Source organism: Paenibacillus amylolyticus (assembly GCF_050990605.1).
GTDB lineage: Bacteria > Bacillota > Bacilli > Paenibacillales > Paenibacillaceae > Paenibacillus > Paenibacillus amylolyticus_H.
Window position 1 is genome coordinate 5240833 of the sequence record NZ_CP158832.1, and the last position, 14505, is coordinate 5255337.

At 46.4% G+C, this 14505-nt stretch carries 14 protein-coding genes; 7 read left to right on the forward strand and 7 right to left on the reverse strand.

Features of this window, described 5'->3' with window-relative positions; all coding sequences use genetic code 11:
• Positions 1–132: 132 nt before the first annotated feature.
• Together ABTV53_RS23025 and ABTV53_RS23030 are read right to left on the reverse strand one after the other, a co-directional pair.
• Positions 133–1668: a helicase DnaB gene (locus ABTV53_RS23025; protein ID WP_433746912.1), complete on the reverse strand. Its 1536-nt coding sequence runs from the start codon at positions 1666–1668 to the stop codon at positions 133–135.
• Positions 1669–2052: 384 nt separating this feature from the next.
• On the reverse strand, positions 2053–2346 hold the full coding sequence (locus ABTV53_RS23030; RefSeq protein WP_124117510.1) for a YuiB family protein: 294 nt from the start codon (positions 2344–2346) through the stop codon (positions 2053–2055).
• Between the two features lie 283 nt (positions 2347–2629).
• Here ABTV53_RS23030 and hemQ point away from each other — a divergent pair, with 283 nt between their 5' ends.
• Positions 2630–3376 (forward strand): hydrogen peroxide-dependent heme synthase, encoded by a 747-nt coding sequence (hemQ, locus tag ABTV53_RS23035; RefSeq protein ID WP_062837936.1) that lies wholly within the window; start codon positions 2630–2632, stop codon positions 3374–3376.
• 333 nt (positions 3377–3709) lie between these two features.
• On the opposite strand, the gene ABTV53_RS23040 is transcribed toward hemQ, so the two are convergent.
• Both ABTV53_RS23040 and ABTV53_RS23045 read right to left on the reverse strand, forming a co-directional pair.
• The gene (locus tag ABTV53_RS23040) at positions 3710–3964 is read right to left on the reverse strand and encodes a hypothetical protein (RefSeq protein WP_421891693.1); all 255 of its coding nucleotides are present in this window, start codon (positions 3962–3964) and stop codon (positions 3710–3712) included.
• Entirely contained in the window at positions 3961–5154 is a 1194-nt protein-coding gene (locus ABTV53_RS23045) for an NAD(P)/FAD-dependent oxidoreductase (protein ID WP_036605766.1), read from the reverse strand. The genes ABTV53_RS23040 and ABTV53_RS23045 overlap by 4 nt, the downstream gene beginning before the upstream one ends.
• Positions 5155–5721: 567 nt before the next feature.
• Here ABTV53_RS23045 and ABTV53_RS23050 point away from each other — a divergent pair.
• Entirely contained in the window at positions 5722–6696 is a 975-nt protein-coding gene (locus ABTV53_RS23050; RefSeq protein ID WP_433754328.1) for an NAD(P)/FAD-dependent oxidoreductase, read from the forward strand.
• 77 nt (positions 6697–6773) lie between these two features.
• Entirely contained in the window at positions 6774–7025 is a 252-nt protein-coding gene (locus tag ABTV53_RS23055; RefSeq protein WP_433746916.1) for a hypothetical protein, read from the forward strand.
• Between the two features lie 21 nt (positions 7026–7046).
• Here the strand turns inward: ABTV53_RS23055 and ABTV53_RS23060 are convergent, their stop codons facing one another.
• Both ABTV53_RS23060 and ABTV53_RS23065 read right to left on the reverse strand, forming a co-directional pair.
• Positions 7047–7190, reverse strand: a complete 144-nt coding sequence (locus tag ABTV53_RS23060) for a sporulation histidine kinase inhibitor Sda (protein ID WP_017692430.1) — start codon at positions 7188–7190, stop codon at positions 7047–7049.
• Between the two features lie 355 nt (positions 7191–7545).
• Positions 7546–8205 carry a YheC/YheD family protein gene (locus ABTV53_RS23065; RefSeq protein ID WP_433746919.1) on the reverse strand — a complete coding sequence of 220 codons (660 nt, stop codon included), beginning with the start codon at positions 8203–8205 and terminating at the stop codon, positions 7546–7548.
• A 236-nt stretch (positions 8206–8441) separates the two neighbouring features.
• Between ABTV53_RS23065 and ABTV53_RS23070 the strand changes: the two genes are divergently transcribed.
• Positions 8442–8696: a hypothetical protein gene (locus ABTV53_RS23070; protein ID WP_017692428.1), complete on the forward strand. Its 255-nt coding sequence runs from the start codon at positions 8442–8444 to the stop codon at positions 8694–8696.
• Positions 8697–8722: 26 nt separating this feature from the next.
• Complete coding sequence (locus tag ABTV53_RS23075) at positions 8723–10252, forward strand: Ppx/GppA family phosphatase (RefSeq protein WP_433746922.1); 1530 nt, start codon at positions 8723–8725, stop codon at positions 10250–10252.
• Here ABTV53_RS23075 and ppk1 read toward each other — a convergent pair.
• Positions 10212–12293, reverse strand: coding sequence for a polyphosphate kinase 1 (gene ppk1 / locus ABTV53_RS23080; protein ID WP_339310725.1), 2082 nt, complete (start codon positions 12291–12293; stop codon positions 10212–10214). The genes ABTV53_RS23075 and ppk1 overlap by 41 nt on opposite strands.
• A 247-nt stretch (positions 12294–12540) precedes the next feature.
• Here ppk1 and ABTV53_RS23085 point away from each other — a divergent pair, with 247 nt between their 5' ends.
• Positions 12541–12768: a hypothetical protein gene (locus ABTV53_RS23085; protein ID WP_338588477.1), complete on the forward strand. Its 228-nt coding sequence runs from the start codon at positions 12541–12543 to the stop codon at positions 12766–12768.
• Between the two features lie 347 nt (positions 12769–13115).
• Positions 13116–14165 (forward strand): glycoside hydrolase family 53 protein, encoded by a 1050-nt coding sequence (locus ABTV53_RS23090; protein ID WP_421891712.1) that lies wholly within the window; start codon positions 13116–13118, stop codon positions 14163–14165.
• Positions 14166–14505: the final 340 nt, after the last annotated feature.

A 14505-nucleotide genomic window follows, 5' to 3' on the forward strand; every position in this document is an offset into this window, starting at 1 on the left:
TTCTGTTTAGAGGTATAGACATGTCATAACATAAAATGCATGATCCCCAAAAAAGATCCACTCGCAAAGTAATTAGGCGAATGGATCTTTTTTGGGGTGAAAGTGGACTTGCACTTCTTCTATGTCAGGGAGTTATGAAGTTCCTTTTTGTTTACTCGCCTGCATCTGCTGGGCAAATCTCATCATCTCTTCGAACTCTTCCTCAGATACGGCATCCCCATCGGTGCTTATGTCTTGTACAATCGGAATTTCGGGTTTAGCTTTGGTTCCTTTGCCGTATGTACGGGTACGGGTTCCAGCTGCACCAGCAGCCTGTTTGCCTTTGACCTTGGCCTGATCGCGGATATATTGCACGGCTTTCTCGTAGGAGTTCACCTGCTTGAGTAACATGTTGGAGGCAATGGCCTCCACGAAGTTACGGTTAATTCGCTGTTCGCCGCCGGATACAAGTAATGCCATCAAATAATGAATCAATACATTAATGACTTCACCCGGCAACTTGTAACTCAGATCAATTTTCTCAAATATATCAATCAGATTGTCCGGTACTGCTCCAGGGAAGAATGTCTGCAGCAGGCGGGTATATGGCTCGTTACGCAACATCATATTGTACTGATGAATATCACACTTGGTCATAAATTGCGGAGGCACTTCGACGTAATATTCCATCTGTACCCCATGCTCAACAGGTGGTTCACTGGAGTCTTCTTTGCGCTCTGGCTCCTCCATATGCTGTCTCAGTGCTACAACCTTCGCCGCCTGTACGGTCTGCTGCTCATGACGCTTCTTCGTCTGTCTGAACTGCATACTCGCTTTATGCTGGAGATCATCCAGAATCAGCTGGCCCTGTGGACTGAAGATATCATCTTCATCCAGCAGACGGCATACATCCTGCACACTAAGGTTAAACTTGTTCACGACATAATTCACAATGCCCAGTTGTTCATGATCGAACCGTAACTGTTCTACATAACGGCGATTGACCGACTCCCGCGGAAAACGCAAAATAATGTCCGCATAGTTCAAACTGTTTTCTTCCGCTGCATCATTCGTGCCTGTCCGTTGAGCCGTAGTGGATACTTCCGATAAAGCTTGCTCCAACTCGTAATCAATCACATGGGTATTCAATTCAAATATATCGTAAAAGGGAACGGAAATATTCTCTTTATTGGCTGCAGGATAAGGTGCATCCCCATTTTCCACTGCCGAAAAACCGGAACGCAGGGAAAGGACGGCGAATTTGCCTATCTTGTCACGAAGCAGCAGTGTCAAATGCTGTGTCCGGAAAAACTCTGCCGGCGAGAGCGGCGGTTGCAGCTCATATTCGTAGATGTAATCATCATTTTCCGGTATATACAGTCGTGAAGTCTGAAGCAGTCCCACCGCTTCAAGCTTGGATGCCTGCTCTACCAGATATTTGCGCCCTTTCTCGCTTGGCTCCAAGCCAAGCGTCATGAACAGCCTCCGTTGCTGTTCAAGCGGCGAATAACCGACCTGTTCACCGGGAAGATGCTGAAACAACAGCCGATACAAGCCAACCGCAAAAGCACCTACCATGGGCTGATATGCTCCTATAAGCATACGGTCATCCAGGGCGCTAAGTCCAAACTCCCTGTATACGCAGTAGCGATGATGTTCAGTATAATGGTGCAGATTCTTCATGCGCATAGCCTGATCTCCTTCTCCCCAAATGTATGTTTATCTATTCTATCATAAATGTCTGATCCTCAAATGTTCAAAAACAGGTAAAAAGACGGCCTGTTCTCGCTCCGTTTCGTCCTAGGTCGACATCATTCACGTTTTCGCCGAATTCAGCAAATTTTTAAAATAAAAATGTCGAGAGCCGCTAGAATACTATAAAAGCTATAGCCACAGAATACAAGGAAATATCTAAAGAGAATGTTCTCCAGATGTATATGAAGTACATGTGTACAATAATCCTTCTAATATAAATAAACAGCAAAAAAGCCTTCCCTTTGTAATCGTAAGCGTTTACGACAAAGACAAGACTTTCACGCAATTACGTGGCATGTGTTACCTCGTTCCAACCATCTAAAACATTCTGTACCCACCCAGACGTAACTTCTGGATCGTCCAGCCACTGATCACCGCACCAGCCAGTCCCGCTACGCCCGTCATATAGTCCACAAGCTGGAAAGAACCCAGATGTGACATCAGAGACGAGGAATGATCCCATAGAGAGTATACAACAACAGGCAGAATTACAATGATGAACAGATAGGAAGGAAACCAGGTGGTCTTCATCAGCATGTTGAGAATGAAACCGATACCAAACATCATAACAAAAAATAATACCATTAATACCAACACAGGTATAAATTGCATCGGGCGACATTCACCTCTTCTTTCACACTTTCGGGTTTCACTTCTGGATAGTAGTTAGTGTACCGCAAAAAATGTGGCGAAGCAACGAACTTTCTGGACAAATTTCCCTATATTCATGTACTGTTCATTTGCCCTTCTGCTTCATGTTGGGATACAATGTAAACGATAAAGCACTCACCCGTCCCTTATAGTGCGTGTTCAAAAAGACCGGTTTTCAGTGCGGACTTTTTGAACAACCTCTTATAGGGATTTGGAAATATACCTTGCAGGAGGAACACAACCAATGAACGAAGCCGCATCAACACTGGAGGGCTGGTATGCCCTGCATGATTTTCGCTCGATTAACTGGGCCGCCTGGAAAGCAGCAGATGATGAAGAACGTGCTGTAGCACTGGACGAGCTTCAGGAATTCTGGAAAGAATGGAAAGAAGTCGAGGATTCATCCAAAGGAAGTACAGTCGTGTATACGGTTGTAGGTCAAAAAGCAGATCTTGTCATGATGCACCTGCGTGAAACGCTGGAAGATCTGAAGGCTGTTGAGAACGCGTTTAACAAAACGATGTTTGCCCAATACACAACGAAGTCTTATTCCTACGTCAGTGTAGTGGAACTGAGCAACTACCTTGGCAAAGAAGGCGAAGACCCGATGCAGAATCCGGAGATTATCGCCCGCCTGAAACCTGTTCTGCCACAACGGCAATATATCTGCTTCTATCCGATGAACAAAAAACGTGAGCTGAATGACAACTGGTACATGCTGTCCATGGACGAGCGTCGTACCATGATGCGCAGTCACGGCATGATTGGTCGCAGCTATGCAGGTAAAGTGAAACAGATTATTACCGGCTCTGTTGGTTTCGACGATTGGGAATGGGGCGTTACGCTGTTTGCGGATGATGCACTTCAGTTCAAAAAACTCGTCTATGAGATGCGTTTCGATGAAGTTAGCGCTCGTTATGGCGAATTCGGCTCGTTTTATGTGGGAAGTCTGTTGAACGAAGGAACACTGGAAGACATGCTTAAGCTGTAAACATAATGCAACGCACAATAAAGCACCGCGACATCTCCTGTAAAGGATACTGTCTGCGGTGCTTTTTTATCTATCAATATTCTACTACCTCAAGCTTGATTCAGATCTATATTGTTTGAACTATTTATTTACACAAAAACGGAAAGGACAGAAAAAACCTGAAAAAGCGAAGCTACACGCTTTCTGCAAGAAAGCTACTTCGAAAGCATCCACTTCGCCTAAAAGCTTTCTGAAAGAAAGCAGCATAGGAAGCATACGCTATCACCGGATTTTCCCTATAACAAAAGGGAATCAAAAAAAATCTGGGGATAACAGCGATTGAAAGGTTTGTCTCTAATCCTCGTCCTCTTCATCAACCGCTTTCAGTGATTCGAGGAATTCGGCTGTGGCCCGGTCACGGTCACGACCTTTCTCTTTAAGCCGCTCAATCGCGGGCAAAATGAGAATATCCACTTCTTTCTGCACGATGTAGGCCAGATCATACTGATCCTGTTCCTCCAGATAACCACCAACCTGCATGAGGGCGTTGTATCGATCCAGTTCGTCACGCGTTAATAATCCCCGGACCTGAACACTGCAATGTCTCATCCAAAAAACCGCCCTTTCTTCAGCACTAGCGGAATACCACCTATGATGAACAGATAACGCAGATCAACCAGCTTCTTCAGCTGAGCCGCTTTCCAGCCCTTGTATTTCTTGCCGCCTACAACAGCAATGGCTTCACCTTTACCCAATGAAGCAACCGTTCCTTTGCTCGTAAATACAAAAGGTTGCGGCTGTTTCTTGCGAATGGATGCCACGACGTTTTTGGCACAGTTCACACCCTGCTGCATCGCAATCTGGGCTGTTGGCGGATAAGGCCGTCCTTCCGCGTTGAAGACAAGTGAATTATCACCAATGACATAAACATGTTCATGTCCAGGGGCACGCAGATAATCATCTACCTTCACACGTCCACGCATCACTTCAAGACCTGCCTGTTCCAGCAGTGAGTTACCACGAATACCACCGGTCCACACTACTGTGGCAGCATCGAGCTTTTCTCCCTCTCCCACAATAACCCCATCCGGGAGACATTGTTTGATTGGAACACCGATTTTGAAGGTGACGCCCTTCTTCTTCAGCACGTTCATCGCATGTTCAACCAGTTCCGGGTCAAATCCAGGCAAGGCCGAAGGTGCTGCCTCTACATTATAGATATGCACGTGTTTCGGATTCACGTCGAACTCCTTGCACAGCTGTGGAATACGATCTGCAAGTTCAGCTACGAATTCAACACCACTGAAACCCGCTCCTCCTACGACAAACCGAATACGATTTCGTTTGTTATCGTTTTTGTACATCGCAAATTGATATTCGATGTGCTCTCGAATCAGTCTGACCGAGTTAATGCTGCGGATTGTCATGGCGTGATCGAGCATACCCGGAATACCGAAGGTCTCAGGCTCACCGCCTAGTCCAATAATCAGATAATCATAGGATAACGTACCGTCCTCCAGAATAATCTTCCGATCCTGCAGACGAATCTCCTTCACGGAAGACTTGACCAGATCAATCTTGAACTCATCAATCAGCTTCGAAATAGGGACTCTGGCATGCTCAATGGTATCCGTGCCGGCTGCCGGCATATGTAGATGTGTAGTAATATAATGATAATCATGCCGATTCACCAATGTGACGTCGGCCTCGTTATAGTTCAATTCCTTCTGCAGCCGCTGGGCTGTCAGAATCCCGCCATAGCCCGCGCCGAGGATGACGATTTTGGGAATACTGCTCATGTCTATACCCCTTCCGGTTTCACTTGCATCAGCCCAATCTTGGTTGAGATGCAAAATGCACATACTTACAAATATTGATGAGGTCTTGCCCATTATGACGACAAATGTTAACTTCGCGAATTTATTTAAACGTTTGCATCAATTTCATAGCTCATTCCATTGATTCGTTTGCCACGCAAGTTATCGTTTCAAGTTGTGAAATTAACCACAAGATTATACAAAATACGGGATCTGCCTTCAGATTACATATTGACTCTAAATTAGACAAAAAAAACACATAGTACAGGTCAAGGATATCTGTATTTCTAGTAAAGATCAAGGTTTTTTTTGTTATTTTTCATAACCTTTCATTTCCAATTTCATCCTATTCTCATCTGATCTTCATCAATTGTTCCCAGATTCGTGACGCCGCTAACTTTGCAACCCTGAATACACCGTTTATAATAGGAAAGACAGTTCAGCACCAATGCCGGTTCCGATACGAGCCTGCACATTTTTCCTGTTAACTACCTATTAAAATATGAAAGGTGTTGTTGATTCTTGACTGCACAGAATTCCAGTCATGATATGACTGATTTACTTATTATCGGTGGAGGCCCTGCGGGTCTGTTCGCCGCATTTTACGGTGGGATGCGTCAGGCATCCGTTACACTGGTTGAAAGTATGCCACAGCTTGGCGGACAGCTTGCCGCTCTTTACCCGGAGAAATACATCTATGATGTCGCCGGATTCCCGAAAGTAACCGCTCAGGAACTGGTGAATAACCTGATTGAGCAAATGAGTCATTTTAACCCAAACATTCGCCTTGAAGAAAAGGTTGTATCGGTGGAGAAAAAGGAAGAACAACATTTCATCGTGAAGACGGATGAGAATGAATATCATGCCAAAGCCGTTATCATTACAGCTGGTGTAGGTGCATTCGAACCACGTCGCCTGGAACTTGAAGGTGCTGCCAAGTTCGAGAAGAGCAACCTGCACTACTTCATCAGTGATTTGAATGCCTTCGCTGGCAAAAAAGTACTGATCAGTGGCGGCGGTGACTCCGCGGTAGACTGGGCACTCATGCTGGAGCCTATCGCTGAGCAAGTGACGCTGATCCATCGCCGGGACAAGTTCCGTGCGCATGAGCACAGTGTCGAAAACCTGATGAATTCCAAGGTGAATGTCGTTACACCGACCGAAATCACGGAACTTCATGGGGATGACACCATTACCAAGGTAACCCTCTCCCATGTGAAAACGAAAGAAACTCAGGAAATCGAAGTAGATGACGTAATCGTTAACTTCGGATTTGTCTCTTCTCTCGGACCCATTGCCGAGTGGGGCATCGAAATTGACAGCAATTCCATCGTTGTGGATTCCCGCATGGAAACATCCATTCCAGGAATCTTCGCTGCAGGGGATATCACAACTTACCCGGGTAAATTGAAGCTGATCGCTGTCGGATTCGGCGAAGCTCCAACAGCCGTCAACAATGCAAAGGTATACTTCGACCCAGACGCCAAGTTGTCCCCAGGACACAGCAGTAACATGAAACGCTAGTTTCGCTGAATGAACATATATTGATACAAAAAAGGGTATCTTACTCCTGAGTGAATCCATAATCAGGAGGGATACCCTTGTCTTATATATGCCCGCTGTGTAACGGTCTGGTTGTACCGGAGCAGGCTTGCCCCCACTGCCTTCAGGGACTGTTAGAATGCGGCAAATTGGACGACTACACCGGACCATACAGCCCCTACGTATTCCAACCTTCCTCTGACACGGCAGACGAAGTCGAAACCGTTTGCAATCATGTGATGTATTGTTCCCATTGTCAGACGAGCACGCCATGGCCTGTCTCACTATGGGACTTGTCCGGAAACCTGTAACATTGCCTGCAATGAGGATCTCTAGTGAAGAATGGCAGATACGTCGGTACCCAGTTTGCGCTTATGGATTTCTGCCAACAGCAGTGCGATGAAATCTCGTTCGAGATTCAACTCAATCGCTTTATGGTAGGAATCCAACAACATCTCATCGGATAACATAGCCATTTCCCGCCACAACCTTTCCTTTTTTTTCCTCAAAACTATCATATCAGAGATTCATATAGAGAACAAGCGTTCTTGTTATCCACAATGATATGTGGAAATCCTGTGCATAGTTTGTTGATAAATGGAAAAAATATAGAGTAATCAACGTGTATAGTGTGGACAATATTTATGCACAGGAAGTTTGTACTACTTTCAGAACGTTTATCAGCGTATTTTTTTTGGCATAAATTCATAGTTTCAAGACTTGTTGCGAGTAAATTACCCTGTAATGTAAAATTTCAAACGTTTTTCATACCGTTTTCTTCTATATATTATCGGTTTTTCTTGGATTTTCTTGAGCTTTCCCATTCATTTTCTATTGTGGTCTGGTATTCACTTCCAAAATCCATATTTTCCCTGAGTAATCCAGTCCATAATCAAAACCAAGCTGGCCTACACCGGGGAACTGACGTTCCATAATGTTCGTACATGTCAGTGTAAGTGAACGCATCTCCCGGCGTTTGTGCCGACCGGATACATGGGGCAGGGATAAACCAAGAGCTCGCCTTCCAGATAACATGGTGCCACCCTTGCTCAGATTCGTCACACAGAGCCCGGGACGAGCGAGTCGTCCTACCAAGGAACGGAATACCCAGCCTCGTTCCGTTTTGACAACTTTGACTCTGTAATCAACAGGTCTCCCTTGAATCGTTGCCAGATGAATGCCTTGCTGGATCAAGTACCTGCGTCTAGCCTTTACACGCACCAGAGAGCGATACATCTGGCTGAAACTGGCGAAAGAACAGGTCGTTTTCATATGGGTGTATCGATAAGCCCCACCGCTCGTCGATACTCGGATGACACCGTAACCTCCACCACCTACAATAGGTTTGACATACACCATTCCATAACGACTGAGCATGTGCAGCAGATTACCCGAGTTGAATGCCTTGGTCTGTGGGATATGGACAGCAGCTACCGGGTATTTCATCAGAGCCGCTGTCTTCCGCCATTTGCTTGCAAGTTGTCTCGACATGGGTTGATCTCCTTCCTTGAAACAATAGTCCTTCCTTATACATACTCAACAGAAGCCTTGCTTTCTTGGATGTCTGTCCACGGCAAGGGCCCCTTTTCCATGTAACCTGTCCCAGGTGATGGCGGAAACGGGAACAAGCGCCCGGTTTGCTTTTCAAACAAGTCAATCTGTCGTATGCTACTAAGGAATGGCTTGGAAGGGCTTAAATATGAGGATCTAAGGAGCGTTCAGAACAAATGGAAGCATTTTTCAAATCACTTTATGGCGTAGCCTATTTTGCAATGTCGATCGTTCTGGTAGCCGTTACGGTACTTCTCTTTGTCACAGGTATTCGACTGTTTATGCAAAAGCGTAATCGCGGCTTTGCCGTGAGTTGTCTTATATTTGCCTGTTTCATTGTCTTTATCATTGTTGTTATGTTAACTACGCCCTTCTCTGCCACACCGCCGGGTTCACCGGAAGCCATGGCTGCCCTTCTTCACTTTGGGTAGTTGAACCTCTGTAGAAGGAGATGCTTATGACACGTACTAATGAAACCTTAGGAATTATTGATATCGGCTCGAACTCCATTCGTCTGGTTATCTATGAACTGGATCATGATGCAGCCTATCGCATCATTCATGAAGACAAATACGCCGCTCGTCTGAGCAGCGTTGTTGAGTCCGATGGAACCATTCTGCGCCCTTCTCTGGATAAAGCCATCACCATCTTGCGTCAATTCAAAGCGACCTGTGAAGCGTATCAGACCAAACTGATTCGCGCAGCAGCTACGGCAGCCATTCGGAATGCAAGCAATGTCCTGCAGATTATTGAATGGCTGCAGACAGAGACGGGGCTTACCATTGAATGTGTATCGGGAGATCGGGAGGCCTATTACGGGTTCCTTGGTGTCACTCAATCCATTGATCTGGCAGACGGTTACGTCGTGGATATTGGAGGCGGCAGCACAGAGATCACGGTCTTTCGGGATCGGAAAAGGTTACATAGCATCTCGCTCCCTATTGGTGCAGTGAATTCACATGCCCGATACGGGGGCGAAGATCAGTGGACCGAGGAGAATGCAAATGCATTGTGCAACGAAGTCACTGAAGCTCTCCGTGGACAGGATTGGATTCGTGAGCATCCCGGCCTGCCACTCATCGGACTTGGCGGCACAATGCGTACACTTGCCAAAGTGGAACAGAAGCGTACCCAGTATTCGCTGCCTGTTACTCATCATTATGAGATCAGTGAAGAAGCGATGGAGAACATCGCTCGCTCCTTACCACATCTCACCTCAGCACAGCGTAAAAAGGTACCCGGGCTCGCCAAAGATCGCGCAGACATCATTGTGCCCGGTGTACTGATCCTGCGAACCGTCTTCCAGTTAATACAGGGAGATCGTTATGTGGTTAGTGGTGCGGGTCTACGAGACGGGTTGCTGCGTGATTACTTGGCTGGGGGTCAGCCGGTCGTTCCGGACGCGCTGAAGGACAGCATCCGCAACTTTATCCATTTTGGTCCGCCTATTCCGGAGAAACGTCTGCAACGGATTCATCAGGATGCGGTTACCCTGTATACGGCACTACAAGGTACTGCTCCTGATCAAGCAGATGCCCGAATCCTGTATGCGTCCTCCATGCTGCACATGGCAGGTAAGCAGATTAACTATTTCCGTTATACGCAGCACTCGGCCTATTGGATTATGAATGCAAGCATTTATGGACTTTCTCACCGGGAGACGATCCTCAGTGCCAGTGCGGCCGACTATCATCCCAAAAAAAGAACGCCCCAACTGCTGAATAAGCATCGGGACATTCTAAAAAACTCGGATGAGCAACATGCTCATCGTATAGGCTCTTTGCTGCGCGTAGCCGAAGCCATCAATCGATCCGAGAGCATCGCTGCGATCGAAGCAACCAAAGAAAACGACTCGCTGCAGGTGCAGTTCACCTGTACAGCAGAGCCGTTACTGGAACTTGATGGCCTGGAAGAGGCCGTTAAGGATCTGCAGGAAGCCTGGGGAGTTACGTTAACGCACTCCATTCAGCAGGCTTCCAAGGGATAATCCCCATGGCCTCCGTCTGACTTCTCAGCGGGGGCTTTTCATTTTTGACAAATACATAATTGCCACCAGGCATAAGCTCTCTGGCTTTGACATTATCCATAAGGGACAGATTAAGAATATCGACCAGCATCTTCTTCAGTTCTGGATCAAATACAGGACACATCAGTTCAATTCTTCGATTCAGGTTACGTGTCATCCAGTCTGCACTGGAGATGAATACATCCGGGTTGCCGCTATTTTCAAAATAAAACAACCGTGAATGCTCCAGAAAACGATCCACAATACTAATCACCCGAATATTCTCACTGAGTCCCTCTACCCCCGGACGCAGACAACATACGCCGCGCACGATCAGATCGATCTGCACGCCGGCTTGAGAAGCCTCATACAACTCATCAATCATATCCTGATGGGATAAGGAGTTGATCTTGGCAATGATTCTGGAAGGTTTGCCTTTCAGCGCATGCTCCGTTTCTCTACGAATCAGTGCGAACAGTTCATCCTTCATACCATCCGGAGCTACGCGGAATGCCTGCAATGCCTTCGGACCGGAATATCCGGTAATCTCATTGAACAACTCGGATGCATCTTCCCCAATAATCGGATTGGAGGTGAACAGTCCCACGTCCGTATACACTTTGGCTGTACTCTCATTATAGTTACCGGTTCCTACATGAACATAACGTCTCAGCCCCTGCTGTTCCCTGCGTACAACAAGAATGATTTTGGCATGGGTCTTGAGTCCAACCAGTCCATAAACCACGTGACAACCGGCCTTCTCCAGCTTACGGGCCCAAGCGATGTTGCGCTCTTCATCAAACCGGGCTTTCAGTTCCACCACCACCGTGACCTGCTTACCACTTTCAGCCGCAAGTGCAAGTGCTGGAATAAGACGCGAATCGCCATTAACTCGATATAATGTCATCTTGATGGCCAGTACTCTTGGATCTTCGGAAGCCTCCAATATAAAATCAGTGACCGGTTCAAACGATTCATACGGATGATGCACCAGTACATCGCGTTTGCGCAGCAGCTCAAAATGGCTTTCTCTTGGTAGAAACTCCGGTGGATAGACCGGCTTTACCGGACTGTACTTAAGATGTGAGAAACTTTCCAAACTGTCCACGAATCCCGCCAGAAAACTCAGATCAAGTGGTCCATCAATTTCATATACCGGGTCCTGAATATCGAATTCATCCTGCAATTCCAATAAGGCATCCGGACGAAAATCCTTGCAAACTTCCAGTCGTACAGGAGCCCCGCGGCGTCTGCGGCGCAATTCTTTTTCAATAGCCTCAAGCAAATCTTCCGCTTCTTCTTCATTAATGAACAGATCCGCATTACGGGTCACCCGGAATTCCTGTGCAGCAAGTGAGACATATCCGCTAAAGAGCGTGTGAATATGATGTTTGATGAGGTCTTCAATCAGGATGAATGTTTTCTTTTTGCTATTCGCCCGAATGGGAGCCTGAACTACTCGCGGCAGATTGGAAGGTACCTGAACAATAGCCATAAACGGCTCGCCCTCTTGCTCTCCCTCCTTCTGAAGCATCACGGACAGATAGACAGACTTGTTGTGTACCAGCGGAAACGGACGACTCTGGTCAATTGCCATCGGTGTGAGTACCGGAAAAATAATCTCATGAAAGTACTGGTCCATTGCACGCTGCTGTGTCACATTAAGATCGGTATATTCCTGAATGTTCACGCCTTTTTTGGCGAGTAGACGAATAAGTTCACGATACGTTTTATACTGTTCGGCGACCATGGTCCCGGTTCGTTTGATCAATCTGCGGTATAATCCCGAAGGCGTGTATCCTGTAAAATCTTTTTGCGTGAATCCGGCCTTGATCTTCTCTTTGGTCTCCGCCACCCTGACACTGACGAACTCGTCCAGATTACTAGCGACAATGCCGAGAAATCTCATGCGTTCCAGCAGAGGCGTTGTTGGATCCTGGGCCTCCTGAAGTACGCGCCGATTAAATTCAACCCAACTCAAATCACGATTAACGTAGTTGCCTGTTTTGACGTCTCTATGCATGTATGGCCTCCGAATGTGTTGCATATCTATTCTTCGTTAGAAGTTCTCCTATAATTGTACTATTCGTAATCAACATCAAGCGTCAGCGCAGTGTAAACGCTACGTAAAATTTATGTAAATGATACCTCATGGCCGCAACTTTTTCCATCCCTTTACAAAGGTCAATAGACAGAGTAAAGTGAAGTACAGTGTGATTTGTCCGGTTGCTTGTTCTCATTCCAAATATATTTGATTAAAGGAGTATATAATGAAATCCAACAAACCTAGAACGTTACAAAAAAATATAGAGTTTTTCACGGCTGCACTATCCCAATGTATGGTAAGCGCATGGCAGGAAGACCCGGCTGGCGTCTACTGTGAAGTGGGTTGCGGCGTTGTGGAACGGATCAGTGAAGACAGCGTACGCATCCGAAACAATGACGGAACGAAGAGCCATTATGCACGAGATATCACGATGTTCCAGACCGAAAAATAATTTTGCATAAATACGTAAAAAAGACTAGCTTTCCGAAACAAGGTGTTGTATACTCTTGCCACAAGGAAAGGAGGTGCGTCAACATTTCTAATGTCATGTTGAACGTGTCCCTTACCCGATCCACTAGCTCAAATTAAAAGAGTCTGGTGGAGGCGCGGGATACGGATCAATGTTTCAAAAAGCGCCACGGGTAGAAAAGCCGTCTTCGGACGGCTTTTTGTTTTCTCATTTTCTGTAGAGAGGTTAAAAAAACACCCAAAATATTGGAAATAGACCCTTTAGTAGAGCAAACCAAGATGGCTATAATTAGGATGCAACTCAACCAAAATCCGAGGAGGCATCTTGTAATGTTCAAAAATGTAAGGGGTTTCAAGACATCCATCATGTTGGCTTTTGTTTTGTTATTCACCTCCATCCTGTTGCCCGCAGGTCAGCATGCCAGCGCAGCACCAAGTTTCGCCAAAGGAGCCGACATCAGTTGGGTTCCCGGTATGGAAGCCCAAGGTTACAAATGGAAAGATAAAAACGGGGTTCAGCGCGACATCATTGATATTTTGAAAAACGATTATCAAATCAACTCGGTTCGCATTCGTGTCTTTGTTAATCCTTCGAATGATTATGGGAACGGTTACATGAATAAGGATCGTGCGGCTACACTCGCCCAACGTGCCAAAAATGCCGGCATGAGTGTAATGCTTACCCTGCACTATAGCGATTCATGGGCAGACCCGGGTCAACAAACCAAACCTGCTGCTTGGAAAAATTACACCTTCCAACAACTCATGGATGCGGTATGGAACCACACTCGTGATGTGATGACGGCGATGCAAAGCAAAGGCGTTACCCCTGACTGGGTACAGATCGGGAATGAAACAAGCAACGGCATGTTATGGGAAGATGGCAAAGCATCCACCAACATGAAAAACTATGCGTGGCTGGTGAACACAGGCCATAACGCAGTAAAATCCCTAAGCAGCGGCACCAAAACCATTGTGCATCTGGCCGGTGGAGATGATAACGCCCTGTATGTATGGAATATTGGTGGTCTGATCAATAACGGAGCTAACTTTGACATGATCGCCATGTCCCTCTATCCTTCCGCTTCCGGCTGGAACACCGCTGTTACAAATACGGTAAACAACGCCAAGGATATGATCAACCGTTATGGTAAAGAGATTATGATCTCCGAAATTGGCATGGACAATAACCAGGCTGCAGCTGGTAAAAGTTTTGTTGCAGCGATGAAAAACCAAATTCGCAATCTGCCAAATGGCAAAGGTAAAGGTGTATTCTACTGGGAGCCACAGGCTACACCAGGATACAACGGCGGCTACGGCAAAGGCGCATGGCAGTCTAATATGATGCCGACGGCTGTCATGGAAGGATTTATTGACTAGGTACGGTGGGTAGAAGTTTGGATGGGAGCAGTGGTGGCGTTACGGTGGCGGATCGTTCTTATGATCGCTGTTGTATCCTAATTTCTTGAACAACTTTTTATAAGTTGAAATTAGGATACAAAGGCGAACGCTTCGCTTCTTCAGAATCGATTCCGCCCCCTCCACTACGTTGCTGCTCCTTGAGACACTTCTAAAACCGTGTGTAGTCAAATGGAGTAGGTAGTAAGGTAAAACAAGGCAGTGGGCGCTACCTGGTGGGAGTAGCGCCTTTTTTGCGTTGGAGCAAGTTGCACAAGCTGAGAGTGCCATTTGGGTAGCGTTAGGGCGTAGCGTGGTGGGC

Coding starts and splice junctions, on each gene's coding strand:
- ABTV53_RS23040 (WP_421891693.1), bottom strand. CDS start 3,964: ATGAGACATTGCAGTGTTCAGGTCCGGGGATTATTAACGCGTGACGAA.
- ABTV53_RS23050 (WP_433754328.1), top strand. CDS start 5,722: ATGACTGATTTACTTATTATCGGTGGAGGCCCTGCGGGTCTGTTCGCC.
- ABTV53_RS23070 (WP_017692428.1), top strand. CDS start 8,442: ATGGAAGCATTTTTCAAATCACTTTATGGCGTAGCCTATTTTGCAATG.
- ABTV53_RS23030 (WP_124117510.1), bottom strand. CDS start 2,346: ATGCAATTTATACCTGTGTTGGTATTAATGGTATTATTTTTTGTTATG.
- hemQ (WP_062837936.1), top strand. CDS start 2,630: ATGAACGAAGCCGCATCAACACTGGAGGGCTGGTATGCCCTGCATGAT.
- ABTV53_RS23075 (WP_433746922.1), top strand. CDS start 8,723: ATGACACGTACTAATGAAACCTTAGGAATTATTGATATCGGCTCGAAC.
- ppk1 (WP_339310725.1), bottom strand. CDS start 12,293: ATGCATAGAGACGTCAAAACAGGCAACTACGTTAATCGTGATTTGAGT.
- ABTV53_RS23065 (WP_433746919.1), bottom strand. CDS start 8,205: ATGTCGAGACAACTTGCAAGCAAATGGCGGAAGACAGCGGCTCTGATG.
- ABTV53_RS23060 (WP_017692430.1), bottom strand. CDS start 7,190: ATGGCTATGTTATCCGATGAGATGTTGTTGGATTCCTACCATAAAGCG.
- ABTV53_RS23090 (WP_421891712.1), top strand. CDS start 13,116: ATGTTCAAAAATGTAAGGGGTTTCAAGACATCCATCATGTTGGCTTTT.
- ABTV53_RS23085 (WP_338588477.1), top strand. CDS start 12,541: ATGAAATCCAACAAACCTAGAACGTTACAAAAAAATATAGAGTTTTTC.
- ABTV53_RS23025 (WP_433746912.1), bottom strand. CDS start 1,668: ATGCGCATGAAGAATCTGCACCATTATACTGAACATCATCGCTACTGC.
- ABTV53_RS23045 (WP_036605766.1), bottom strand. CDS start 5,154: ATGAGCAGTATTCCCAAAATCGTCATCCTCGGCGCGGGCTATGGCGGG.